The sequence below is a fragment of the Microcoleus sp. AS-A8 genome (genome assembly GCA_039962225.1).
Lineage (GTDB): Bacteria > Cyanobacteriota > Cyanobacteriia > Cyanobacteriales > Coleofasciculaceae > Allocoleopsis.
Genome location: JAMPKV010000006.1, coordinates 247,925 through 273,437 on the forward strand (window position 1 = coordinate 247,925; position 25,513 = coordinate 273,437).

The 25,513-nt window shown below is 46.1% G+C and carries 19 protein-coding genes; 6 read left to right on the plus strand and 13 right to left on the minus strand.

Annotated elements, in window-relative coordinates:
* Nucleotides 1-8: 8 nt before the first annotated feature.
* The 4 genes from NDI48_11895 to NDI48_11910 all read right to left on the minus strand — a co-directional run bounded on the left by NDI48_11895 (nucleotide 9) and on the right by NDI48_11910 (nucleotide 7,542).
* Nucleotides 9-2,045 carry a ShlB/FhaC/HecB family hemolysin secretion/activation protein gene (locus tag NDI48_11895; protein ID MEP0831907.1) on the minus strand — a complete coding sequence of 679 codons (2,037 nt, stop codon included), beginning with the start codon at nucleotides 2,043-2,045 and terminating at the stop codon, nucleotides 9-11.
* Entirely contained in the window at nucleotides 2,035-5,484 is a 3,450-nt protein-coding gene (locus NDI48_11900; protein MEP0831908.1) for an S-layer family protein, read from the minus strand. The genes NDI48_11895 and NDI48_11900 overlap by 11 nt, the downstream gene beginning before the upstream one ends.
* 193 nt (nucleotides 5,485-5,677) lie before the next feature.
* Complete coding sequence (locus NDI48_11905; protein MEP0831909.1) at nucleotides 5,678-6,442, minus strand: hypothetical protein; 765 nt, start codon at nucleotides 6,440-6,442, stop codon at nucleotides 5,678-5,680.
* A 95-nt stretch (nucleotides 6,443-6,537) separates the two neighbouring features.
* Nucleotides 6,538-7,542, minus strand: a complete 1,005-nt coding sequence (locus NDI48_11910) for a hypothetical protein (GenBank protein MEP0831910.1) — start codon at nucleotides 7,540-7,542, stop codon at nucleotides 6,538-6,540.
* A gap of 270 nt (nucleotides 7,543-7,812) precedes the next feature.
* Between NDI48_11910 and NDI48_11915 the strand changes: the two genes are divergently transcribed.
* Nucleotides 7,813-8,364: a YIP1 family protein gene (locus NDI48_11915; protein MEP0831911.1), complete on the plus strand. Its 552-nt coding sequence runs from the start codon at nucleotides 7,813-7,815 to the stop codon at nucleotides 8,362-8,364.
* A 9-nt stretch (nucleotides 8,365-8,373) separates the two neighbouring features.
* Here NDI48_11915 and NDI48_11920 read toward each other — a convergent pair whose 3' ends face one another.
* Complete coding sequence (locus NDI48_11920) at nucleotides 8,374-9,459, minus strand: mechanosensitive ion channel family protein (protein ID MEP0831912.1); 1,086 nt, start codon at nucleotides 9,457-9,459, stop codon at nucleotides 8,374-8,376.
* A 185-nt stretch (nucleotides 9,460-9,644) separates the two neighbouring features.
* Here NDI48_11920 and NDI48_11925 point away from each other — a divergent pair, with 185 nt between their 5' ends.
* Entirely contained in the window at nucleotides 9,645-9,908 is a 264-nt protein-coding gene (locus NDI48_11925) for a hypothetical protein (protein MEP0831913.1), read from the plus strand.
* 94 nt (nucleotides 9,909-10,002) lie between these two features.
* On the opposite strand, the gene NDI48_11930 is transcribed toward NDI48_11925, so the two are convergent.
* From NDI48_11930 to NDI48_11950, 5 genes are all read right to left on the minus strand, one after another.
* Nucleotides 10,003-11,352, minus strand: a complete 1,350-nt coding sequence (locus tag NDI48_11930; GenBank protein MEP0831914.1) for a trypsin-like peptidase domain-containing protein — start codon at nucleotides 11,350-11,352, stop codon at nucleotides 10,003-10,005.
* Nucleotides 11,353-11,416: 64 nt separating this feature from the next.
* On the minus strand, nucleotides 11,417-12,640 hold the full coding sequence (locus NDI48_11935; GenBank protein ID MEP0831915.1) for a transposase: 1,224 nt from the start codon (nucleotides 12,638-12,640) through the stop codon (nucleotides 11,417-11,419).
* Nucleotides 12,641-13,219: 579 nt separating this feature from the next.
* The gene (locus NDI48_11940) at nucleotides 13,220-14,440 is read right to left on the minus strand and encodes a glycosyltransferase family 4 protein (GenBank protein MEP0831916.1); all 1,221 of its coding nucleotides are present in this window, start codon (nucleotides 14,438-14,440) and stop codon (nucleotides 13,220-13,222) included.
* Nucleotides 14,440-15,690 carry a glycosyltransferase gene (locus NDI48_11945; protein ID MEP0831917.1) on the minus strand — a complete coding sequence of 417 codons (1,251 nt, stop codon included), beginning with the start codon at nucleotides 15,688-15,690 and terminating at the stop codon, nucleotides 14,440-14,442. Before NDI48_11945 ends, NDI48_11940 begins: the two co-directional genes overlap by 1 nt.
* Nucleotides 15,691-16,764: 1,074 nt before the next feature.
* Nucleotides 16,765-18,444, minus strand: a complete 1,680-nt coding sequence (locus NDI48_11950; GenBank protein MEP0831918.1) for a HAMP domain-containing histidine kinase — start codon at nucleotides 18,442-18,444, stop codon at nucleotides 16,765-16,767.
* A 281-nt stretch (nucleotides 18,445-18,725) separates the two neighbouring features.
* Here NDI48_11950 and NDI48_11955 point away from each other — a divergent pair, with 281 nt between their 5' ends.
* From NDI48_11955 to NDI48_11965, 3 genes are all read left to right on the plus strand, one after another.
* Nucleotides 18,726-19,370 (plus strand): class I SAM-dependent methyltransferase, encoded by a 645-nt coding sequence (locus NDI48_11955; GenBank protein MEP0831919.1) that lies wholly within the window; start codon nucleotides 18,726-18,728, stop codon nucleotides 19,368-19,370.
* A 319-nt stretch (nucleotides 19,371-19,689) separates the two neighbouring features.
* Nucleotides 19,690-20,382 (plus strand): hypothetical protein, encoded by a 693-nt coding sequence (locus tag NDI48_11960; protein MEP0831920.1) that lies wholly within the window; start codon nucleotides 19,690-19,692, stop codon nucleotides 20,380-20,382.
* A 337-nt stretch (nucleotides 20,383-20,719) separates the two neighbouring features.
* Entirely contained in the window at nucleotides 20,720-22,171 is a 1,452-nt protein-coding gene (locus tag NDI48_11965; protein ID MEP0831921.1) for a hypothetical protein, read from the plus strand.
* On the opposite strand, the gene NDI48_11970 is transcribed toward NDI48_11965, so the two are convergent.
* Complete coding sequence (locus tag NDI48_11970) at nucleotides 22,172-23,080, minus strand: 3'(2'),5'-bisphosphate nucleotidase CysQ (protein MEP0831922.1); 909 nt, start codon at nucleotides 23,078-23,080, stop codon at nucleotides 22,172-22,174.
* Nucleotides 23,081-23,575: 495 nt separating this feature from the next.
* On the opposite strand from NDI48_11970, the gene NDI48_11975 reads away from it, so the two are divergent.
* On the plus strand, nucleotides 23,576-23,860 hold the full coding sequence (locus NDI48_11975; GenBank protein ID MEP0831923.1) for a hypothetical protein: 285 nt from the start codon (nucleotides 23,576-23,578) through the stop codon (nucleotides 23,858-23,860).
* Nucleotides 23,861-23,992: 132 nt separating this feature from the next.
* On the opposite strand, the gene NDI48_11980 is transcribed toward NDI48_11975, so the two are convergent.
* Nucleotides 23,993-24,706: an ABC transporter ATP-binding protein gene (locus tag NDI48_11980; GenBank protein ID MEP0831924.1), complete on the minus strand. Its 714-nt coding sequence runs from the start codon at nucleotides 24,704-24,706 to the stop codon at nucleotides 23,993-23,995.
* Nucleotides 24,707-24,714: 8 nt separating this feature from the next.
* Nucleotides 24,715-25,509 carry an ABC transporter ATP-binding protein gene (locus tag NDI48_11985; protein ID MEP0831925.1) on the minus strand — a complete coding sequence of 265 codons (795 nt, stop codon included), beginning with the start codon at nucleotides 25,507-25,509 and terminating at the stop codon, nucleotides 24,715-24,717.
* Nucleotides 25,510-25,513: the final 4 nt, after the last annotated feature.

Sequence of the window (25,513 nt, forward strand, 5' to 3'; positions counted from 1 at the left end):
ACAACGCCTTAAAAGACGAAAGGAGTCGCGACGATGGAAAAATAAAAACCGTTTTCTTGCCATGTTCTCTTATTTGAAGAAACTGACACGAGTGGAATGCCGTAATCAAAACGAGCTGTAAGGCGATCGCTAATTTGTAACTGTAAACCTAAACCCAAAGAAGCGAGAAAGCTAGGGTCTGGATCTTCTCTCCCTTCTCGGTTCCAAGCTTTGCCAACATCAACAAACGGAGCCAGTTGGACTAACACCTCCCACTTCGGTATCCGCAGAACGGGTACCCGCACCTCAGCCGAAGCCAACACACCATTATCCGTCAACAGGACATCCTGGCGGTAACCTCGGATAGTCTGTTGACCCCCTAAACCAATTTGCTCTAAGGGGACTAGCGCTCTATCCGCGATTTGCATGTCGCCCCGGATTAGTAATAAGGTTTCTGGTGCTAGCAGGCGTACCCACTGAGCCTGCCCTCGCCAGGAAAAAAAGCGACTATCGGGGGGAGTTTCGTTAATCGTGGAGCTAAAGTTGTTGAGTCCCACACTAAACTGAGAGCGGGCGGCAATCACTTCACGACTGTTGCGCTTCGTCCATTCCTGGAAAAACCGCAGGGCTGAAATGCGGGTACGTCCCTCGTCATCGGCTCCTAAGGACAGGGGGAAGGGAATCTCTAAAACGGAGGTTTCACTTTCCTGGCGCGAAGCCGTTACACCAACTGCAAATTCCTCTGAGGGGGTTTGCATCAGAGGTTGGCGTAATGATAATTCGTAATAGCGCGAACTGGCATTAATGTCAAGTCGATCAAAGGGAGATTCAATCACATTGCTGGAAGTGGTGCCGTAACTGAATCTGAGGGTGCCGTTGCGGGCATTAATCGGCAAGGTATAACTGAGATCCAGGCCATTACTGCCATCGGTATTGCTATAGCCCAAACTCAGATTATCCCCAGCTCCGGATAAGTTGGCTTGGTTGATTTGCACCCGACGGTTGAAGCTGCCCACACTGGGGGCTCGGTTATTATCCAATAAGATTTGGGCATTGAAAGTTTTTGCCTCCGTCACATTCACTTCCAGTACGCTCGATCCAGCTTGCGTCCCCGCCGCGAGTTCGGCAGAAAGGTTTTGAATCAGGGGATTGAGTTGCAAAAGTTGCAGTGCTTGCAGCAGGCGTTCCCGATTCAGGGGCTTGAATGTGGCAAGGGCAATTCGCGATCGCACATAGCCTGGATCAAGCCGTCGAGTCCCACTCACATTGATCGATTCTAAACCCCCTTCCACCACCTGAATCCTAACCACGCCCCCCTGAAGAGTTTGCGGCGGAATCAGAGCACCTGAAGTAATGTAACCCCGCTCAATGTACAACTGGGTGACAGCGGAACGCGCCTGGAACAGTTCAGCAAATGAGATGTCTCGCCCGGTGAAGGGTTCGGTGACTTTTGTTAATTCGGCATCACTAATCGCTGTATTGCCTTCAAACTCAAACCGATCCACCCTAATCAAATCAGGGACTTTCCCTGGACTCGGTTCGGGCGATCGAGGGCTGGACGGTGAGGGTTCGAGTAACTGTTCTGGCGGGGGGAGTAGGGTTGGGGGAGTTTGTTGTATGGGAGACTGGGACGGCGGTTGAACTTCATTCCTGGGAACAGATGGACTATCGGGTGACGGAAGCGGTAGTGGCAGGGGTTGGGGAAAGTTGGGAAGTTGTCGGCCTGGAGCGGGGGTTTGTGCAATATCACCTAATGTGGAAGTTAGGATTTTCGCTGGAGGGTTAATCTCACTGAAGAGTTCGGGAGCTTGAGAGATAGAGGAAGGGTATGGACGTTCTGCTGTAAGATTCACTCCATCCAGATTTTCCTGTTCGTTTCCACTGATGGATTGGGGAACTTGCGATCGATTGATGTTCTCCGTTCCCAAGTTCAATATTGAAACGCTCACATCCTTGGGGTTAGACGTCTGGGCACTCACCGCCTCAACCTTCCAACTGCCGAGCAACACCAATAGGCTCAACGGGAACAGAGACGGATATCTAAACAGGCGCACTTTACTTAGCATTACACGAAGCCGCAGGTGTCAATAAGGGATTGTGGGGTGTAACAGTAGGAGCTTGGGCAGTGAGAATCACTTCGCCCTTTTGCCCGTAGATCCACCCTTGTGCTTCTACGAGTGCCGGAGTTTTGGGCATGTTGCTTTCAGCGGGAACTGAGGGATGGGGATTGCCTGAAGAGTCATCCTTATTGCTATTTTCCACTGGCGGGTCAGAGGTTACCCAATTTGTTTGCATAGATTCATTTTGAAGCGTTTCATTGGGATTAGGGGGCAAACCTCCGCGTCCAGTGATGGTAAATTTATTGACTACTGTTTCCGAATCTCTACCTAGGGCAGCGCAGCGCGGAGTAATCTGCCCAGAGACATCGACAGGAAGCTCAGGCAGACTGGTCAAGCCTTGAGTAAAATCAAGGTTTAAATTGTTGATTTCCACTTCCCCATCGATGCCGAAGTTAGAACTGACCGTGATGTCATTAGTTTCCGCGAAATCCTCTGAGCGGTAATCGATCGAGTAGAGTCCATTGGTTGTAACGCGGATGCTCCCTCCCTTGCCTTCGTAAGCTTGGGCGGTGATATTGTTATCGTTAACAGGAACGCCAAAAATGTATCGGGCGTTGATATCCATATTGCCACCATCCCCCCCGCCAGGAGCTAAGCCTGCGGTCGTGGATATATTACTATCACGGAGCAACACGAGGAAGTCTCCCACATTGAGGTAAATATTTCCGCCTTGACCCGATAAGGTTTCCGCTGTAATTTTTCCCTTATTGAGCAGAAATATGTCCTGCGTCGCGGTGATGGAAATGTCACCCGCCTCTCCTATCTCTAAGTTGTCTACACCGACTCCTGCCCCATCCCTCAAATAGAGCGATCGAGCGCTAATTTCAATATCACCGGCTGTGCCCTTTCCTCCGGGTTCGACAGTGCTAAAAATACCAGTGCTAAAGCTACCGCCACCTGTAATTGAAATATCGCGATCGGCTTGCACATTTATAAATCCAGCATTCCCCACCCCACCCTGAGGGGCGCTACCGTCATAGGGGCCGCGAACTAGAGTTTGCAGTGATGAACTATTGCTTAATGACAGTGAACCCGTCTTAATCTCAATATAACCGCCATCGCCAGTAGCTCCGGGTTCCACAGTAGTGAAAATGGTACTGTTGTCGAGAGAAACAGAGCCGCCGTTGGTTTGCAAATCGACATAGCCTGCATCTCCTGCGCCAAACGTTGCGGCATTGAGTGTGGAATTGGTTAAATCAATTGACCTTGCTTCAATCCCGATATAGCCACCCTCTCCTTCGGCTTCTGGTCGCACAATGCTTTGGATATTACTGTTGGCTAAAGCAACTCGCTCAGCTTGCAATACAACATATCCAGCATCTCCTTTTTGAGACGTGCTGGTTGTTAGGTTAGCTCCATTAGCGAATGAGATGAACTCAGTGGCCTGAATCAATATATTTCCAGCCACTGTATCTGTATCGGTGTTAATGCTAAAAGCAGAACTATTATCTGTATTGAGTTCGGAATTATCGATACTAACAACCTGGGGCGAAATCGAGGTGTATAATGATTCACCAATCAAGATTTGCCCTACAATTCCTGTACTGAAAATCCGACTTTTGTTTTCAATAGAAACTCTCTCACTGGCGGTAACACTAATATCTCCAGCAAAGCCAGAGGAAGCATTTTGGGTATTGAGGATGGAATCATTAATTAAAACTGAACCATCTAGAGCGGTAATTTGAATAGAACCGAAGCCGCGATTTAAATCATTATTATTACTTTGGCTAAAAACTTCACTATTTCCTCGAATCGATATCAGGCTACTGGCATTAATCAGGATGTTTCCTGCCAACCCAGAGCCATCGTTATCCGTGTTGAGCTTGGCGTTAGTGTCGAGGAAAACCGAGCCAGCGCTAATCTGGATATTGCCGGCATCGCCAGTGTTGTTCGCATTCACTTTGCTCTCGATCATACCGCGATCGCTTACGGAAACCGAGCCAGCTATAATCTCTATGTTTCCGGCATTGCCTATGTTGGTATTATCGGCATTGCTGTTAACTCCGGAGCCTACGCTACTGAAAATGGCACTGGGTAATCCGTCACTACTAACGCCAGCTATCTCAACGCTACCACTAGCAAAAATGCTTACGTTCCCTGCATTGCCCTGTCCTGCGGATTGATCATTCTGGGCTTCACGCACAAGGGTTTGAATTTGAGCACCATTTGTTAACGAAAGGGAGCCAGTTTCAATCGAGACATTGCCTCCGTCGCCACTTCCATTCGGTTCTACATTGTTGAAAATCGCGGTATTCGTTCCTGTCAAAGAGACTGAGTCCGTTGCTTGGATCACGACATCTCCAGCATCTCCCTGACCAAAGGTACTGGAATCCAATTGAGCGCCCCTTTCCAAAAATAGCGATTTAGCTTGGATACTGATACTACCAATACCGTCTCCGGGTCTTAAGCCTGTCGAAGCATCAATTCTAGCTGCATTGGTGAGTAAGACATCGCCTCGCGCCACATCCAGTGGGATTGCTCCTAAACTCAAGATATTATTCTCACTATTGAGTGGTATTGTCCCACTTCCAGATACAGCGCCGATTTCGACACGACCTCCGAACGCCTCTAGGCTTCCGCCATTTAAGGTGACGTTGCCGCCTACTAACAGCAAGCTCTCGTTGTTATATACTCGCAGTGTTGCACCAGAGTTAGTGATGGGGCCAGGTGTCCTAATTGAAGAGAGAAAACCACCAGGGTCTCCTCTGAGGGTTAGTAAACTATCCCTTCCTTGCGGCTGGGTGGCACTAAACTGACCACCATCCCACACCAAAGCATCGACGGTTGTCGCAATAAAGGAACCTCTCCCCGTACCTCCGACATCCAGTTCCGCATTGGGGCCAAATAAAATCCCATACGGATTGAGAAAATAAAGATTGATATTAGGTTCTTGGGTATAGATCAGACCATTAATTTCTGAGGGAGAACCACCTGTAACTCGCGCAAAAATGTTTCTGATATTGGGAGCGCTTTGAAAAATGGCTTGCTCAATGTTGCTCAGGTTGAAGCGTCTAAAGCTGTGAAACAGATTCGTGTTACTGTCATCGGTTTGCCCCAATCCTTGAGGAATCGTGTAAATTGGGCCAGTTAACGGTTGTTCAGCTCCTAGGGTGCCATCGGTAACAATATTTTGTGCCAAGACACGAGGATGGGAACATGCGATTGCCCAAAGGGCACCAGCGAAGCATCCTGTTAGGCTTATCGCACTACTGAGCTTCAATGCCAACCCTATTGCTAACCTCCAGCCTTGACGCTGCCCACAACTCCCTTCTATTGCATCATTTTCCTGTTCCAAGCCTGTATCAGTTTTAGCCTGGGAGAAAGAAGCCGAATCACCAATTTCGCTCTGATGTTGCAGTTGCCGTGACAACGATGAAATCAACACGATACTAGCCTCGCCAGTGCTGGGTAATCTGTGAATCACTACGCCTTAAGATAGCACAGCTTACCTAATCAAACAGAACTATTTAGTTTAGTTTTTATAATGCTTTTCAACATGTACGTCTAAATATAGATGCCAAATTATGCAACCACATTTATTAAACTTACTCAGAATACAGCATCCTGGTGGGAGGCGCTCAGAGGGTGAGGAGGAGTGTACTATAAGCGATCGCCCCGGCGGCAAACGCCCAAAAGCGGCTCTTGCGCTCTTCGGGTAGCTCCTCTTTGAGAACGTTGAGCATGATTCCGCCTGCTAAGAAGGCAAACAAAACGGAGATCGCGGCCTCATGAATTTCTGTTCCTTGTCCGATCGCCCATCCCACAATAATCGCGGCGGCTAGTATCCATCGCCCCTTGTTCTGATAATCCCCTTGATGGTCTTGACGCAAGCCATAATCATTGACGATGAAATGCAACCCCATGGCAATGAAAAATAGGAATAAGCTCCGAATACCGGGTGCTTCCGGATGGCTTAGCAGGTAACCAATCAGACCATTGTAAAAGGCGAAAGAGGCAATATGCAGCCAGAAAACACCAGATTCAATAGTCTCTTCCTCTGGGGATTTCTGCTCAAGTTTGTGGGATGCCCTGACGGTTCGCTCTAGTCCATAGAAGACGACAAGTCCCAAAAGCGCTATGAGGTAAACGTGGTGTTCGAGAAAGCCGAAAATGCCAGTTTGTGCGATCGCCTTCTGTCTTGCATTCAAATCTGGCAGCAAGTGGACAAATACATAAGCCACCGAGACACCACTCGCCATCGAAAGCCAGCGACTGCGGGGAATGTCATCCAGGAACCGTAGCTTGCCCGAATAGAGATGAATAATAGCTAGACCCACGGCAAAGAGTGCCGAAAACCACGGAAGGGAAGGATTTGAGACGGCTTGCTCTGAGGCAACGAACACTCTATTCAACCAAATTGTCGAACACCTTATCAGATTTTCATGGAGTCCAATCGGCTACAAGTATCTTCCGAGGGATAAAGTATTGCTCAGATCGATTATTTCTTTTCTGACCAAATAGGTAATTTGTTCACTTCTTGAAGTGTTAAATCTACATACGTAATGTTCGGTCTGACCCGTTTTTCTCCAAAATAGCCTGTAGCGCCATCATGGGCTTGGGGACCTATGGTTTTAACCGTAAAATTCCCTTGACGAACGGCTTGATTAAACGGAGACGCAACCGCCCAAGGCCAGCGTGATGGAAATATAATTCTACCGATATCTTCAACCCAATCCTGACCGCCTTGGAGATGATAAACATGTTCTGTTGCCTTGAAGCCATCCTGGCCTGAAAAGACACCTCCCACAGAAAGCACAAAAATTTGAGTATTTAGCCACTGATTAAGATACGGCGCTGCACCTAAGGAAACTTGCGCCCCTCCACTGGTACCAATCAGAATAATTTTTACGGGTTGGCTAGAGTTTCGGGGTATGGAATAAGCCGCATTCATCCGGTCGAGAATGGCGCTGGCAATTCCCTGGTTATAAATTGGGCCATAGCGATCGTCTACGGAAATTGCGAATCGCCAAAGATTGCGAATTTTAATTAGGATATCTGCATTTTTGAGCCAGCCGTCTGCCTGCTCTGCAAAACCCCACAGGGGAGCTAAAATGCGTCTTCCACCTAGACTTTCATTAGCCGCTGAGTAGGGAAAAACATCCGAAACAATCACACAATTGGGATGACGTTTAACTAAATCGTCTAAAAAGAACTCTTCTCCAGGAGTTAACTGATTAGCCGAAAAATCTCCTACTCCTGGCAAAAAAACAATATAACAATTAATTTTTGAAGATTTAGCGATCGCACTTGCATTCTGATCAGAAGGTAAGCGCTTGGAGCGATTCTTCTTGAAAGCGAAGCTCTCAGCTTCGTTCGCCCACCAAACCAACGTTCCCACTGGCGAGAGGGTTCCCCACACAAGGAGAATGATTCCAGTTAAACCCAATAGCTTCAAGGTTCCGCCTCGAAGCCACAAAAGTATCGAACCGATTAGCTTTAGCATTTAATACCGTGTCAGTGCTTAAGAAAGCTTTGATCAGCTCAGTAGATAGACCCAATTAAATGTAATATGTAGGGTGTATTCGCCTCTCACCAGGACGCGCAAATGATAATTTTTTAGGGCGTTAGCCCGGAGAAGAGAGCATCAAAGCTGGACATTTATTAATCGATCTTAATGATTTTCAGAAAAAAAAGTAAGCTTTTTATTATAGCTTGTCTTATCAAACAATATTTTATTAACCCTGTAATCTATCCTGAGCTGTAGAAATTTGCTGTGAGTGGTACACATAGACAATGGAATTTATGGACGACCTTGCGGAAGGCACTCGCTTTAGATGGAGATTTTTATGAGAATGCGCGTAATACCCCTAAAAATCAGCGCATAGCCCGAACGATTGTCATCTTAGCGGCGGTATCCCATGCTTTGGGTAGTGGGATTATCTTAGTGATTAATCGAGCGACATTGCCCATTCTCGCCTTATCCCTGCTCATTGATGGACTGAGTGTTGTGGGAGGATACTATTTTTGGACGTTAACCATTTGGAAGATCGGACAGTGGCTTAAACGAGATTCTTTAACCTATGGTGATTTGCTGATTCCCATTGGTTTTGCCTACGCTCCCCAAGTCCTGAACTTTTTAACGTTAATTCCTTGGCTGGGACGACCCATTGAGCTGTTATTAGCCCTCTGGAGTTTGCTAGCTGTAATTGTGGCTGTCCGCCAAGGTTTAGATATCAAAACTCGCTGGGCAGCGCTGATCTGTTTAGTGGGTTGGCCTCTTGTTCAGGTGGCGATCGGATTTGTGCAAGTTTACAAAAGCTCTTAAATCTTCCGATCACCCGGTCAAGCCATTGCTTCCATTGCTTCCATTGCTTCCATTGCTTCCATTGCTTCCATTGCTTCCATTGCTTCCATTGCTTCCATTGCTTCCATTGCTTCCATTGCCGCCTCTTTGCCCCTGGATCTCGGCAAGCTTTCTGAGGGAACCCCCGATGCTACGAGGCTTTGGCACTTGTTTGTTTCCTGCCGGCCACCCTTCACGCTGACGAGAGCGATCGCCATCTGTCTCCTCGGTTTGGTCGTGGAACAGGATTTGTTGCGTTGGGAAGGGTAGGTCAATGCCGTTGGCAGTCAGCTTGTTCTTGATAGCACAAAGCACCTTATCCCGTGTGTCGAGCGCATCTGATCGTCGCGGCGGTGAGACCCACCAGCGAGCACGGATATTGACAGTACTCTCAGCCAGTTCCATCACCAGCGCCTCAGGAGGTGGCTCCTGTAAAACCTTATCCACGCTGGCGATCGCTTCTAAAATCAACTCCTTGGCGCGGTCAATATTGTCACCATAGCCGATGCCCACATCGTACTCTAGACGGCGGTTGTCAAAAGCGGTGTTAACAGTTAGTGAATTCGTAAATAGTTCAGAATTTGGGATGACAACGCGCCGCCCATCGTATGTCCTGATCGTTGTAGCCCGCGTCTGAATTTCTTCTACCGTTCCCTCAAAATTTTTGAACACAATCTGGTCATTGATTTGGAACGGTTCAGTTAACAGAATCAAGACTCCTGCCAGGAAGTTTTGGAGAATGTCGCGGAAGGCAAAACCAATAGCTACACCGCTGATACCCAGCAGTTGAATCAAATCCCCAGCTTTAAATGAGGGGATGATGATGGATAATGCTACAAATAGACCCAGTAAAACAATAATTCCTTGGGACAAACGTCCGAGTACCAGTCCTAAATTTCTGGCCTGCCGATGCCTTCGGGTAACACGTCTGACTAGAGACTTTATTCCTGTGGCAGCCCAATAAAAGATGGCGAAGACGATCACAGCCAAGACAATATTGGGCAGCATAATGATCAGGCCGTCGAGCATAGCCTGCATTTTTCCCCATGCTGTTGATACCGATTCTTGGGGATTCATGACTTCTCCAGCTTTGGACAACGCTGCTGATTGTAATGAACAGGAACCCGTTCTAAATCTACCTTTGGTCAGTAGGTTTTACCTAGGCTACCTGCGACAGCTAGAGGTAATTTTTCTCAAAGAATGCCCCATCAATGGCAAAGTAATGAAGACAAGCAAAAATCTGAAGAGGGAAAGCACTGCCAATGGAACTCGTTAAAGTCCAACTCATGTTTGAGAATGCTCCAAGGCGATCGCATAAGGATTACTCTGCTGAATTGGAGGACTTAAACGGGAAGTTAGTGGAATTAGCCCGACTTCCTTGCCAGGGAGAGTTAATCTCGTTCGCTGAGGGTCAACTCCATACGGTGGGGCCATGCTTCAGTGTGATAGAGGTCGTTCACTTCGCCTCACCCCGCGAAAATGGACTGGCCGGTCAGGTAACGCTACGTAAGTGCTTTCCCAGATAAATTGCATCGGTTTAGAATGACTTCCCTCTAGTTGCCTATTTCTGAAGTCATTCCCAAACCATTTGAATTAATCCGCATGGATTGCAGCAATTAGCTACTGCGTGCGAGCGGGTAAGGGAGCAGGTTGTACGGTTAAAGCAAGAGTCTCTCCTCCCCGTTGGATTTTTAGGGGTAACTGACCACCCACGCCGCTCGTTTCTACTTGCTGCTGGACTTGTTCAGCTTTAGTCACAGGCTGATTGTTAATCGATTGGATCACATCTCCGGGTCTGAGTCCGGCTTGATCGGCTGGAGAACCTTGAACAACCTGAACAATTAGAACTCCTTGATCGGCCTCAACCTGAATGTTACTATTACGACTATTATTCAAGCGTTGCTTAATTTCTGGGGTCAGGGGCACCATTTGAACACCGAGGAAGGGATGATCAACTCTTCCCTTGGTAATCAGTTGGTCAGCAATCCGTTTAGCAGTATCAATGGGAATGGCAAAGCCGATGCCTTGTGCTCCTTGAATAATGGCGGTGTTAACACCAATCACTTGACCACGAGCATTGAGTAGGGGGCCACCTGAGTTACCGGGATTAATTGCCGCATCCGTCTGAATAAAAGGCACCCGCTTACCTTTAGCACCGATGTCACTACTCGAACGGTCTATGGCACTGACGACGCCGACTGTTACCGTTTCTTGCAAACCTAAAGGATTACCAATGGCGATCGCCCATTGTCCTGCCTGAACTTGAGTGGAACTGGCGAGTTCAACGGTGGGTAAGTTACTTGCTGGAATCTGAACGACGGCGATATCCGTTATAGGGTCTTCCCCCAGCACCTTTCCATCAAAACTGCGACCATCAGAGAACGATACGGTCACCCCATCTGCTTTATTAACAACATGAGCGTTGGTCAAAATCAGACCCTTGCCGTCAATCACAAAGCCAGAACCAACCCCCCGCTGCACTCGGTCTGAAGGCTGTGTGGGAGTCGAGTCGCCAAAAAACCGCCGAAAGAATGGATCGCTAAATTCTTCTGGGACTTGGCGTCTCACGGTTTGGGAGGTATTAATTCGTACCACGGCTGGTTCGACTTTCTTGACCACTTCCACAACAAAGTTGCTATCTTCCTGAGTGGGTGTGAGTGGACGATTCGACGCACTCCTGCTTGTGTTGTCGTTTTCCGTTCTGGAATTCTCAAGGGGTTGAGGATTCGTCGGTTGAGCAGGAGCTAGATTATTGGATACCCCAGCACAGCCACCCAATAAGGCGACTCCTGTGTAAACCAGAGGTAGCAATCGGTAAATTGCTGGTGTCTGCCGAAAGTACTGACCTGTGGTACTGATGCGTTCTGATTCAACCTTTTTGTACGATTGGCTCGACAATTTTGTCGAATTAGAGGGATTTGAGTTATTCAATTTTGGATTAAGGGAGTAATTATAGGATGGTTTTTCCATAAAACTGTGTCCTCCACAGATACGAATCGGCAAGCACACTATATTTGATTTGTACTCATATGAACTACTGCCTGAGCCGTAAGGCACTGGCAGTTTCTGTACTCACGAGGGAATGCCGCAACTTGGACTTACGCCCAAGCTTTGGTCTTACTTCCCCTCCTACAGCAGAGACGGCTGTTCCATCCGCCTTTAGAATTCTGATGCCTTCTGTTCTAATATTCGTTGCTGCATTACCATCTCGGTCATGATGGGTGTAACAGTGAGGACAAGTCCACTCTCTAACATCAAGTGGCAACTCATCAATCTGGTAATAGCAATTAGAGCAGAGCTTAGAGCTAGGGAACCATCTATCAATTCCTACCAACTTCCCGCCTTTTTGCTCTAGCTTATAGGCTAAAAAATTGGTAAACCTTCCCCATCCTGCATCAGAGATGGCTTTAGCTAACTTAGGGTTACGAATCATGCCCTTAACATGAAGATTCTCTACTACGACAACTTGGTTTTCATTGACGAGCTTTCGTGAAAGCTTATGTAGAAAATCCTGCCTTGAATAGAAGACCCGTTCGTGTACCTTAGCTACTTTCTTTCTGTACTTGTTGCGTGAATTACTCCCTTTTTGCTTTCTAGATAACTTCTGCTGCTTACGCTTGAGGTTTTTCTCGTGTTTAGCTATATGCCTGGGATTATCGTATTTGGATACCTTGCTGCCATCACTGACAATTGCAAAATGTGTTAATCCTAAATCTATGCCAACGACCCTGCCATCTGTAGAAGTCTTGGGTAATTCCCCCTCAACTTCTGTGAGGATAGAGGCAAAGTATTTTCCTGATGGAGCAAGGCTTACGGTCACAGTCTTAATTTTCCCTTCAACTGGACGATGGATTTTGGCTTTTAGGCTTCCAATCTTTGGCAATTGGATGGTATCGCCTTTTACCTTCACCCCTTGAGGGAATTGAATTGACTGCTTGCCGTGCTTGGACTTGAATCGGGGAAACATGGCTCTACCTTCAAAGAAGTTTCTGTAAGCCGTTGTTAGGTTAAGTGTCACCGCCTGTAAAACTTGGCTATAGCATTCACCTAACCACAGGGTTTCCTCCTCTTTCTTGAGCTGAGGTAAAAGTGCATTGAGTGCTGACTGGCTTAATCCCTTACCTGTTTCTTTGTAGGTTTCGATGGATTTATTCAGTGCAAAATTCCACCACCAACGTGCACAACCAAAAGATTTCGCTAATAGTACAACCTGTTGGCTTGTTGGATATAACGGAACCTTGACGACTTTATGCAGCACTTTTCCAAACCTAGTCTTAGTATTATATAGCTTTTCAATAAGATGAGAAGAACAGGGGAAAACTCCGTGCCTGCGTTTTCCCCTGCTTTCATCCCCCTAAGCCGTTAGGCATTGGGGGGATGAAAGCAGGTTTCCGTTAAGATTGAGTTAGTCTTACACCCATTGTCTCTGTCTTCAGAAGTGTGTGTCTAATATTGGTAGATCTCTGCAACAACCCTAGGCATCGCCATGCTTGGTCTTTCACTTCAGAACGACCCAAAATTCTTTTCATAAAACATTAGGGGAGAGGGGAGCAATTCAAAATATGTTTCTTGCATCTTTAACGGCTGCGTAAGCGCTCGTGAGCTGCCCTTAGCTTGATACCAAGCTTTTTTGGTGATGCATAAAGGTGTCACAGCACCGACACGATGATAAAGGCACGACAATGTCGTGCCCTCACAGCTTGCATTCCATGCAATTACCAATGAATTAGTATTATAAGCTACAGTGCAGCTCAGTTTTTATGCTGTTCTTTGAGAATTGAGGGTCGCAGCAACAGCTTAGAAACTTGAGGGTTTCTAAGCTGCAAAGATGTGAAGTTTAACTAATGACTTTGGTATTGGCGACCTGGAGCAAGGGAGAATTGCACGGAGTGGATTCTTCTGAAACCGGGAATGGTGTATCGGATTGTTCCGATAAGGGGGAGAGTTTTGTGTACAAGTTCAACATGTCGGTAGTAATATTGTCCCAGTTATAGTTCTCCTGTATATAGGCTTGTGATGTCTGAGCCATTGCCGCCAATTCTTGAGGATGATGAACCGCCCAATCCAGGCAGTTGATGCAGGAATCTACATCTCCAACGGGGAATAGCAAGCCCCGGTTCTGAGCAAGGAGGCGCTGATGTACAGGAAGGTTGCTAGCTACCACAGGGATACCTGCCTGCATGGCTTCCAGCAGGGCTAGCGGCAAGCCCTCTATTTCCGAAGGAAGTACAAATAATCCGGCTCCCCGAATGATTTCTGCGAGACGAGCACCTTGGAGCTCGTTGGTGAATACGATATCTGGACTATTTTGGGCCAGGTTCTGTAGCTGCGTGGTGAACTCAGGAGTATCGCTAGAGCCACCGACAAGGGCGAGTTTCCATCCCTGTGCTTGGAGGGATTGGAAGGCTTTAATCAGTAAATCAGGGCATTTTTCGGGTACCAGTCTGCCCAGGAATAGAATGTAGCGACCTGGTGTTAAACCGAGGGAACTACCATAAGCAAAGTTAGGGTCTGATTCACTCAGCTTAGAGGGGGCGTTAGGAATGTAATGGGCCTCTCTACCATAAGTTTGCTTAAAGTAAGAACGCAGGTCTTCTGAAACGACGATTAATCCATCCGCAAAGCGTACAGCCGCACGCTCACCGAGACGTAGCAGGTAACTAGATGCTTTGCTCCATTTGGCACGTTGCCAGTCTAAGCCATGACAGGTGACGACAATTTTTGCCGTAGAAGCAATCCTGGGTAACCAAGTAAACAGAGCCGGACCTACCGCATGAAAGTGGATGATATCGTAACGGGTTCCACTCGATGCGATCGCTCCCAATGCCGAACTCAGTAGAGCATCCATGCCTTTTAAATTCAAGCAGGGCAGGGAGACGACGTTAACACCCCGAACGTTATATTGATGTAACGAAATATCCCCTGTGTATGAGGAACGGGCAAATAAATCGACACAATGGCCTCGTTCGACAAGACGTGGATAGATTTCTTGACAGTGGTGTTCAATTCCACCCTGTTTGGCCGGCAATCCTTTCGCACCAATCACAGCAATTTTCATTACGATGCAACCTCTTTAACACTTGTATAACTTTTGTGACCACTGGAGAGCGCATTTTGCTGCTGCCAGCGGCTCCACATATCTTGGTAGATAGCACCCACAACACTTCGCGCACTGTAAGGTTCGACAGCCTGAATGCAAGCCTCGCTGGGATAATTGCCCGGTTGCCGTAGTACCTGCAACAGAGCATCAGCCACTGCCTTGGGTGTGCGATCTTGGCAGACAACCCCGTTATCGGCAGACAGTAAGTTTGGCGTTTCACCACACCGAGTCGTCACGATGGGCGTACCGCAGGCCAGTGCTTCTAGAACGACTACAGGTAAACCTTCATAGGCACTCGTCAGGACGAAGACACTACAAATCCGCAGCAATTTTGCCAGTTTAGCTTGGTCTACTGGCCCAAGCATCGTCACTTGATTGGACAGTCCAAGCGAGGAAATTTTCAAACGCATCTCATCCCTAAGATCTCCGTCGCCAGCTATCAGCAGGTGAACATTGGGCTGGTTGAGAGCGACGATGGAATCTAGCAATAAAATCGGGTCTTTTTGGGCATGGAGGCGACCCGCAAATAAAAGAAAATGCGTATTTTCCGCTAAACCCATTTCCTGTGCAAGGCTACGCCTACCCTGTTCGCGTTCATCCCCATTTAAGGGATAGAAAATCTCGGTATCGACCGTGTTTTTGATATAGGAAACGCGCTCTGCTATTTGCGGATAACGCTGCTGATAGTAACGTAACGATTCGGTGTTGCACGATAAAATGTGGGCAAACTGACCCACTAATAGGCGTTCGAGAGCTAAATAAGCGAACGGAAAACGTCGCCAGAGAATGGCATTTTTAGTTCCTGTCGCATCAATCTGCTTCTGAATATCATTGTGAACAAAAAGCGTTTTCTCTCCAGGCCAGTTCCGCGTTGCGACGGTCGGTTCAAGCCGGTGAAAATGCATGAAATCTGAAGCAAGACAACGCTGGAAAAGAGCCGCCGTATATTTGACACTCGTAGGTACTAACTTTCTAGTGTTATCATTCCTGATGGAAAACAGGGGCATAAAGTGAATCGCTTTTCCTGCCAGTTCAGCCTCCTGCCACACTCCAATGGGTTGTGCTGAGTCATCACCAGTTCCTACCAGTCGTACCTGAAATTCACTGGGAGAGTATTTGACGAAGGAGCGAATGACTGTCTGAATTCCCCCAATGCTAGTTTGCCAAGGGTTAAACTGGTAGAAGATGGTCAAAACAGGTTTACGCATTACTACAAGCCTCTTTGGACATTGAGTCCAAAAGCTAGCGCTTTCGGACACCTCGGACTTTATAAATCATCGCTAGCTGACATCACCAGCTTTCCGCTGTTTCAGAGATATCAAATAGCCATAACCGCCTGAATTCAAACTCCGGTAGCTGGTGAAAGATTTCCATTAAATCTGAAAGTTAGAGTGAATCTGCCGTTCTGCGCCACTAGGTCTTGGTCTGGGTCTATCAGAGTGATCGAAGTAAGAAGTAATAAATAGAACCTCCTGAATTTTACGGAGATTCTCAACGTTATTCTACTACCTTTACCAAAACTTTAGAAAAAAGCACCTGGGTTTATACGAAAATTATTATAATTGCTGTGCTAAATGATACTCAATTTGCTATGTATATTCCCTTAATTTATTGCGCTTCAATTAAATAGGTGCAAATAGACATCGTGCCTGTGTAAATAAATATAAAAATCAGATACTCTTTGTACGGTATAGAGAGATACATCCGTTACAAAAATTTAGATTAGTTCTGAGCTATGCATGTTTTACAACAGTAAAACGATTGAATCCCCCTCCCTGGCATTTATCCCTTTATCTGAGCTTTAAACCTTTATCTGGGCTTTAAAAGAGAATCGCCCTAAGCGGAGCAGAATTTCATTAAGTCTAGATTCCACCAAAGCTTGATGGCATATCTTTAGCCATTAGGAACTGATTTATATTTAAATAGAGTAAAATACGTTGTTAAAGCCATATTCCACCAGCAAGCCCCAGGGTAAAGGAGTCGCTTTACGCAGTGGATTCTAGTACATGAAGGCAGAAGGAAGACCGGAGATGAGAGTGAGGACAGGAGGCAGAAGGAAAGAAAGTTTATACAGTAAGCTTTTTCAACTGGATAGTTATTTCCGCCATGCTGCACTAGCCTACGCAAGGATTTAATAATTTCCAATTTGGAGGTTATAGAAAGTGATTTTCTTGATGGTGGCTTGGAGCGGTCTGATCCTAACTTGCTGGCTAATCGGGCTAGCTATTCTCAATGAAGTTAAAGCCGACTGCTTTGAGCGAAACGGAATTGATCGCTCCTGCCTAAGCCAGGATTTCCTTTTGATTACACAGGTGAGTATCACTGACTTCTAACGGCAGAAAAATCGTCATTACTTCGCCCTCTTGAGGTCGCTGTCTCACGATCAACTTTCCACCCAAGGCTTGGAACAAATGTTTGGTCACGCTGAGATTTAAACTCAGACTCCCCGTTTCTGGCTGAAACATCAACAACTGACCGAGGGACTTCAATGTCGAGCAGCTAAAGTTCCCTGAGTTGCTTGAGTTGTCGTTGCTTTCCGGATCGGGCTGAGACTGGAATTGCAACTTCAATTGGTCTCCTGCGGGTGTAACCTGTACTTGAATGTGACCGCCGGCGGGCAGAGAGCGGGTGAAATTCTCCACCAACCCGGTCAATACCTGATCCAACATGGCAGGATTGCTGACAACGGTGGGCAGCTTTTGGGGCAAGACCACATCTAGGGTCAAGTTTCGCCTTGCTGCTTGCTTTTGCCAACGGGGGATACTGTGTTCAAAAACCTGAGCCAGGGAGATGGAGGTGAGGTTAACCGAAACTTGCTTAACCGTTGTTGTCTCTAATTCAGCGGCTCGGAAAATCAATTCCATGCGATTGATTTGTTCGGTACACTCATGGTCGATGATTTCCAGACGGCGGATGACTTCTGGAGCTAAGTCGCGACGCTTGAGCAGGAGTTTCGTCAAAGTCCGAATCGTCGTCAGCGGTGTGCGAATTTCATGAGTCAGTGCTTTGAGCAGTTCCACATCCGCCGTTATTTCACGAGGATTGGAGATTTTATTAACACCTCGCTCCTCTTTTTTTATAATCGGCTCCCAGCGACGATGGGATTGGAAGGTATCGTCTTGGGGCTGAAATTGCCCAACTTGCACGTTTGAATCTGTAGAGGCGATGGGTATAGTCTGGACTTTCTCCGTTTCAGGCGGTTCGGGTAAATTCTGGAGGAGTTGACGCCCGAAATTCATCACGATACGGTAATCGGGCGGCTTGGGTGCAAACTGTTCGATTAAAGATTCTAACTGGCTGAGTTGATGGGGACTGGTGAGTAACATCCGAAGGCGGAGTGCTGTCCAAGCCTGTTGGATGTCTGCTGGATCAAAGGAGAATTGGAAGGCTGGGGTGCCGACTAGGTCTTCTCCTAGCACCATCACTAAACTAAAGTGACGGGTAAAAACTAAACAAAATTGCTCAAAAGCCAGTGGATCAGCAGGCAGTAGAGATAACTCATAGGGTGTGTTGTCGGCTAACTGACACGGCTCAGTGGTTGCAGGGGGGAGTTGAAAGGGCATCCAAGCCAGGGCTTTATAGGCGTCGCTGGTAAAAATCCCGGTTTGAAAACGACCCAAAAGCTCCGGGTGGCTCAAGACGGGCACAGGGCCAGCTAGAACCAAACCTTGGACTGATAAAGGGTCAGCCTTCTCAGCATCTGAGCCGCAGGGAGGCAGGGTTTGCAAAAGCAACGGTTCTAGAGTTGCGATCGCACTTTGCCATTCCCGCTGCGCTTTAGCGGCTGCCACTTCTTGCTGGGCCAAGGCACGCCCTCTTTCTGGACGGCGGTTGGTACCTGGGTGAGTGTTCCACATCCCTGTCACCTGTCCATTTTGAGGCGCAACCTTAGCATCCAGCCCAGTCTGTTCCTTGTGGGCTAAAACTTCACTTATACTTGGCAATAACCACTTTTGCACCACGATCTATCCCCATTCACAGCAAGTGCAGTCGCTAAAAATATTTGATCTTCTGATTACGAGGTTAATAGTATTGGTCATCCGTCTGGGGTGGTATAACCGAACGAATTAGTCGCGATTTCCGTTAGGGAGTCAAAATGGTTGTAATGGTGGCCTTTCGCTCAAGATGCTCAAATTTCTCACTCCTGTTGGAAAAGAGCTGTGATCGCGGGAATTCAGTTACTTAATATTTTGTAATTTTTTCTTTAAACTGAGAAGGGTATTGCTCTTGTCCGTTTACGATTATGCTGCTGCAACCCCATCAACGCATCAAACTAGACGATACTAACGACACACTGTTTTACTCGGTTCCACGCTTCGTCACTCATGTTGATGAAGGGTTTATCGACCAACTCACCCAACTGTATCGCGATCGCCTCAAACCCAATACGCGGATTTGCGACATTATGAGTAGTTGGGTTTCTCACCTGCCAGAGGAAATCGAATTTGCTCACGTCGAAGGGCATGGCATGAATGAGGAAGAATTGGCTCGAAATCCTCGGCTAAATCATTATTTTGTCCAAGATCTTAACCAAAATCCCAAGCTGCCGCTGGCGGATGCAGAGTTTGATGCTGTCCTCAACTGCGTTTCTGTTCAGTATTTACAATACCCAGATGCCGTGTTTTCCGAAATTCGGCGTATTCTCAAACCCGGTGGTATTGCGATTATTAGCTTTTCCAACCGGATGTTCTTCCAAAAAGCGATCGCCGCATGGCGAGATGGCACCGAACAAAGCCGCGTAGAACTCGTTAAGGGTTACTTTCAGGCTGTCCCCGGCTTCAGTCCTCCAGAAGTGATCACGCGTCAGTCAGTGGTACCTAATTTTCTGCAAATGTTCGGCGTCGGTGGTGGCGATCCGTTCTATGCCGTGATGGCTGAGCGCTTGTAAGAAAAAGTTACACTTTGAAACCGTGGGCAGGGGTTTCGGAAACTTGAGTCCGCAGTCTTGTTCTCCCCGCCACCCCTGCATAGAAAGCTTATAAAGGATCTATCTGAGGTTATATTAACCTTTAGTTAACTTTAAATTAATCTAGTTTTAATTCATCATCAGGAATGCACCTACAAATTCCCAAGACCGGGCAAGATCCTAGACGAATGCCTTTGGTTGGACTTTGAAGGTAAGGTCTTTTTATCTTAATTCATGCCCCTTACTAGGAAGTCTGGTATATCCAGTCTGTGTAAGGCTAGAACTTAAAGGAATGATAACAGTGAAATTGGATTTAAAAGACAATTCAACTCGATTATTGTGCTTATTTTTAGCAACAGATTTACTTTTTATCATTATTCATCTTTTATACTCATACGGAGACTTCATTTCAAATTCAGCGTTTTCGCTCGCGCAAGAACGAGGATATGCAGAAATATTTCAATATATCAAAGAGTATTGGATTGCTCTCTTATTGGGTGTCTTAGCCGTGAAGCAGCGGTCTGTTCTCTATCTCGGTTGGTCTCTGCTGTTCTTTTATTTGTTGCTTGATGATTCTCTGACCATTCACGAAACATTAGGTGAAAACGCCAGCTTAAGACTCGGTTTACAGCCTATGTTCAACTTGCAGGCGAAAGATTTTGGCGAAGTTCTAGTGTCTGTTTGTATAGGTTTATTCTTTTTATTCTTCCTGGCGATAGCCTATCGTTTTGCTAAACGCATTCCTAGAGAGACATCTAAGTATTTGATTATCATGTTGTTTGTTCTGGCGGCGTTCGGGATAGCCGTCGATGTGGTTCATAGTATGCTGAGGTTTACCTTCTTGGAACCTCTTCTAGCCATGCTTGAAGATGCAGGCGAAATGATAGTGATGAGTGTGATAGCCGGGTTTGTCTTCAAACGCACTGAGTCTTTGTATCCCGCTTTGAATTCCCTGAAACCGCAGGAGAAGGCATGGGAGGAACAATACAGGTAACCGGATTTCCTCTTGGTTAGGATTGAGGCTTTAGCTGGCCATCTGGAATGATTTATGATTTGGATGTTCTCTGGTAAGCTTCTATAAACTCAAATCACACACAAAAGACCTGACTCACTGGAGAGTCGGCTTTTTTGTGTATTTGTGTCTGGAAAAAGGCGGAACTCTCAGCTTATGGGAAAGTCTGCTATATAGGGCTATGAACAATAACCGAATGAAATCACTCCACTTAAGAGCTAAGACGCTAATTATTTCATTAATCAATTATATTGGATTTTCCGGCTTATTATTTTTCATATTTTTTTGTCTAGGTTTTATTGGGATTCTTAATCATGCCATGTGGCGTGATGAACTTAATCCTTGGTTAATTGCTAGAGATAGTAATTCCCTTGTGGAATTATTCCAAAATATCAAATACGAAGGACATCCGGGACTGTGGTACATCTGCCTTTATTTACTGAATCAGTTTACCCACAATCCCATAGCAATGCAAATAATTCATTTAATCTTGGCTACTAGTTTTATTTATATATTTTTAAGATTTTCGCCTTTCACAAGATGGCAGAAGGTTTTGTTTTCTTTTGGCTACCTTCCTTTTTATGAATATCTATTAATTAGTAGAAATTATATCATTGGCATCCTTTTAATTTCTGCTTTTTGTGCCCTATATAATACCCGAAAAAAAAGTTACCTCATCCTCTCGCTGCTGCTTTTTCTGCTAGCGAACGCTAATGCCTATTGCCTGTTTATTTCTCTAGCTTTAGGGCTAGCGCTAATCGTGGAATATAACTTACGAGAACAATTAGCCGAATCCCTAAGCGCAAGCCGAACGAATATAATTTTGAGTCTGGCTATTTTTTTCTTGGGTATTGCCGTCTCCCTCGCTCAACTGATTCCTCCTGCTGATAGTACATTACAAGGTGGTTTAGCAGGCTGGACGCTCCATTTTGATATGAGACATCTAGCCAAAGCCCTGATCAGGATTTGGAATAGTTACATTGTCATTCTGGTGCCGGGTGATTCAAATATAGAAGTATTTCTCTTTGCTGTTTTGGCTTTAGGGCTATTCTTTTTTGTCTCAACTGTATTGATTCGCAAGCCCATTGCCTTATTTATTTATACAGTTGGCACACTAGAGATTCTTCTATTTACCTATGTTAAATTTCTCGGTTCAGCCAGACATTACGGACATCTCTATATTCTGTTGATTGTCTCATTGTGGATTGCTAGTTATTATCCCAAATCCTATCTTTTGCTTCAACCATTGACAAATAGATCGAGAATGATTCAGCCGATAAGTACAGTTTGGTTAAAGTTTACCCAAAAATACCAAACAATCTTCATGATGATCATTCTGTCTGCCCAATTGGCAGGGGGTATCGTTGCCTTTAGTCGAGATTTAGTGGTTCCCTACTCGGCGACGCGAGCAACGGCAAGATATATTCAAAGCCAACATCTAGAAAATAAATTTATGGTGGGAAGTCGAGATGCGACGATCTCGCCTTTATGCGGTTATCTCAATCGCCAGATTTATTATCCGGAACGTCAAGGGTTGGGCAGCTTTGTCTTATTCAATAGCCAACGCCAAGAAGTTGATGCTGCCACTGTTTTAGCGCAAGTCAGTCAACTGCTCCAACAAAAGCCTGAACCTATCCTCCTCATCCTCAACAATGAACTCAACACGGCAAGGGCTGATTTAAGTGTATCTCCGCTCTCAAAATTCACTAAAAGTTTAATTTTTAATGAGAAATACTATTTATATGAGGTCAGCCCTGCGGTTAAATCTTAATTAAGCATCTATCTGCGCCAAAATAGCTGAGGCTTGAGTACATAACTCCTGGTGACAAAGGCCGTTACTTGCCATTAAACCCCCCCACTGATTGATATCTCCCTGGTTGTAGATTAAAGGTGTGCCATCAAAGTGAGTGAATTGCCCTCCTGCTTCAGCCAAAATTAATTCGGGTGCTGCCATATCCCAATCTTTAGGAGCAGATTTTCCGGAAAGGGAGATATAAACATCGGCTTGTTGTTCAATAATCGTGGCAATTTTACAGCCAACGCTACCCACGTAGTGTTTCGCTTTGAAAGGCAATTGACTTAATAATTGGTTGAAGCGTTCGTCTCGGTGGGTGCGACTGGCGACAAGAGATAAATCGGCAATTGCATCACGCGGCGACACCCGGATAGGGGTTTTGGCACCATCCCGTGTTTCCACAAACGTGCCACCCCCAAGGGTTGCGGAATAAAGTTTTTGGGCTTCAGGCCATACCACTACGGCTACTACGGGTCTTCCTTGATGAGCCAGGGCAATGTGAATGGCATATTCACCAGTTTTATTAATAAAGTCTCGCGTTCCATCTAAGGGGTCAATGATCCAGACCCAAGGTGTATTGACTAAAGATTCTTTGGTTGCGTCCGGCAGAGATTTATAAGTTTCTTCGCTGAGGTAACCGAAAGTTTCTGGAGCAAAAGCTACTTGGAGTTTTTGCAGGATGTAGTGGTTTGCTGCTACATCAGCCGCCGTAACAGGGCCATCTTTTTTTTCTTCAATCTTCAACTCTAAGCTACTGTCATCGGCGTGACCGCGATAGTAAGAGCGCAGGATGTCAGCCGCACCCCACCCCACATAACGGGCGATCGCCACAATCTCCTCTAACCCCTCATACCGCCCTTCGCCTAAATCTTTCAATCCGCTCACTGGTTTTCCTTAATCGTTACAAAAGTCTCGTTCTGCCCTTTGCTAGTGTCTCTGGCTAGTGTCAAAAAAACAAGTTTTGTATCCGTTGACTGTCCTTTGGCACAGAAGCTGATACAGCTCCAGTGTTGTGAGGCTGACATTGTGTCTAGTTTTTTAAAGAAGTGGTAAGAAACATTTACTCAAAAATTCAGACAACAATTTGGCAAACGCTCGTGAAACCTAGATTATGCCCTTTTATAGAGGATTTACTCCTAAGACGGAGTTATTAAATCTTCTTTCACCTCTGCGCTGACGCACCGAATTCACGCTTCAATAGATTTACAAGAACCCAGTAGCTTCAGAGTCTAAAAAACGTTAATCGAGAAACACTCTGTTAACGGTACGCCGTCTAGACCAATCTTTCTCATAGGTGGTTTTGATCTGGCAAGGCTGGAGCTCATTAATCGGTTGGCACCTCATTTTGCTCAAGAGTAAGCATTGTAAGGATTAACAATTATGAAACGCATTTGCCAACTCGCCCAATTGATTTTGGACTTCTACCGAGAGGAGCCTCAAGAACTGCGTCAGCTTCAACCGCTACGCATTTGCCAAGTCTTCCGACGTTGGGGTGTTTTGTATATTCGCTGCCCTAATCGAGAAACTGTTACGGCGATTGTGGATGCCGGTGAGGCGCTCGCAGAACCCGTGGCCAGACTCAGATTGGCTAAAAAAATTACAATTTTGAATAATAATAGTTCAGTGATTGCGTTTCCCGTCGATTTTAGCAAAATCAAGGCTTGAACGGGTACGTAAACATTTGTCCTACAATCTAACTAAAGGAACCCCAATAAAGTAAAGGAAAAACTGACGAATTGCTTTGGATTTACCTGGCTAATAAGTCCTTGAAACCATTGAGCGGTTCACCCTCTGTCCTCAACCCAAATAAGCCTTTTTAACGCGCTCATCGTTGATTAAATCTGAGGCATGACCTGTGAGAGTTAGTTGTCCAGCTTCCAGAACGTAGCCTCTATGAGCCGTTTGTAAAGCGAGATGGGCGTTTTGTTCCACCAATAAAATGGTGACTCCTTGTTCATGGAGTTGGCGAATAACAGAAAAGATCTCTCGCACAATTTGAGGGGCTAATCCTAAACTCGGTTCATCGAGGAGCAAGAGTTTAGGTTGACTCATCACAGCACGCGCGATCGCTAACATTTGTTGTTCGCCACCACTCAGGGTACCCGCTAGCTGATGCCGGCGTTCGCCCAAGCGGGGAAAGGTGAGAAATTGACGTTCAATATCGGCTTTGATTCCCAAACGGTCAGAGCGAATATAAGCCCCCAATTCTAGATTCGTCAACACCGTTTGTCGTGCCAACACGCGGCGTCCTTCAGGACTGTGAGCAATGCCCAAACTCACCACTTGATCGGGGCGCGATCGCGTGATTTCTTGCCCGTTGTAGAAAATCTGACCCCTAGCTGCATTAATTAACCGAGAAATAGCCCGAAGAGTCGTACTTTTTCCAGCGCCATTCGCACCAATTAAGGTGACAATTTCACCCTCGTTCACGAGCAAATTAATATCCAGGAGGGCTTTAATCGCACCGTAATTGACGTATAAATTCTTAATCTCAAGTAGAGGTTTGGTCATTGAACGATTTACTCATCTCCTAAATAAGCTTCAATGACGGCTCGGTCGTTTTTCACGTCCTCTGGTTCACCCAAGGCAATTAATTGACCAAAATCTAAGACGGCGATGCGATCGCACAAGCCCATCACTAAGGGGACATGATGCTCAATTAAAAGTACGGTTAAGTTGAAGGAGTTGCGGATTTGCCGGATTAATTCGCTTAAAGCACCTTTCTCATTTGGGTTCATGCCTGCGGCGGGTTCATCCAACAGCAACATTTTAGGTTGTAGGGCTAAGGCACGGGCAATTTCGAGGCGTCTTTGGTCGCCATAGGCGAAGTTACAAGCTTTTTCCTCTGCTCTCTCGGCAAGTCCCACTAATTCTAATAATTCTAAGGCTTGAATACAGGTTTTCTGTTCTTCCTGTGCGGCTGGAGGCAATCCCAAAATGCCTTGAATAAAACCTGTTTTGTTATGGATGTGATGGGCGATCGCTACATTCTCTAAGGCTGATAAATTTCCAAACAGGCGAAGATTTTGAAAAGTCCGGGCAATGCCTTTGGCGGCGATTTGGTGGGGGCGCAGTTTAGTAATTTCTGCGGCTTCATAGAGTAGCTGACCTTCAGAGGGGGGCATTAAGCCGGTAATCAAATTAAATAGGGTGGTTTTGCCGGCTCCATTGGGCCCAATTAAGCCAAATATTTCATTTTTTTGCACGATAAAAGAAACTTTATTTACCGCCACAAGACCACCAAAGCGGCGAGTAATTCCTCTGACTTCTAGAACGGGTTTTGAATCTTGATACACCTGCTGCTCATTGGTCATTCGA

What these genes read in the sequence shown, in the direction of transcription:
- NDI48_11895 (MEP0831907.1), bottom strand. Translation starts at nt 2,045, where the DNA reads ATGCTAAGTAAAGTGCGCCTGTTTAGATATCCGTCTCTGTTCCCGTTG.
- NDI48_11910 (MEP0831910.1), bottom strand. Translation starts at nt 7,542, where the DNA reads ATGCTAAAGCTAATCGGTTCGATACTTTTGTGGCTTCGAGGCGGAACC.
- NDI48_11920 (MEP0831912.1), bottom strand. Translation starts at nt 9,459, where the DNA reads ATGAATCCCCAAGAATCGGTATCAACAGCATGGGGAAAAATGCAGGCT.
- NDI48_11925 (MEP0831913.1), top strand. Translation starts at nt 9,645, where the DNA reads ATGGAACTCGTTAAAGTCCAACTCATGTTTGAGAATGCTCCAAGGCGA.
- NDI48_11930 (MEP0831914.1), bottom strand. Translation starts at nt 11,352, where the DNA reads ATGGAAAAACCATCCTATAATTACTCCCTTAATCCAAAATTGAATAAC.
- NDI48_11940 (MEP0831916.1), bottom strand. Translation starts at nt 14,440, where the DNA reads ATGAAAATTGCTGTGATTGGTGCGAAAGGATTGCCGGCCAAACAGGGT.
- NDI48_11945 (MEP0831917.1), bottom strand. Translation starts at nt 15,690, where the DNA reads ATGCGTAAACCTGTTTTGACCATCTTCTACCAGTTTAACCCTTGGCAA.
- NDI48_11955 (MEP0831919.1), top strand. Translation starts at nt 18,726, where the DNA reads ATGCTGCTGCAACCCCATCAACGCATCAAACTAGACGATACTAACGAC.
- NDI48_11965 (MEP0831921.1), top strand. Translation starts at nt 20,720, where the DNA reads ATGTGGCGTGATGAACTTAATCCTTGGTTAATTGCTAGAGATAGTAAT.
- NDI48_11975 (MEP0831923.1), top strand. Translation starts at nt 23,576, where the DNA reads ATGAAACGCATTTGCCAACTCGCCCAATTGATTTTGGACTTCTACCGA.
- NDI48_11980 (MEP0831924.1), bottom strand. Translation starts at nt 24,706, where the DNA reads ATGACCAAACCTCTACTTGAGATTAAGAATTTATACGTCAATTACGGT.
- NDI48_11985 (MEP0831925.1), bottom strand. Translation starts at nt 25,509, where the DNA reads ATGACCAATGAGCAGCAGGTGTATCAAGATTCAAAACCCGTTCTAGAA.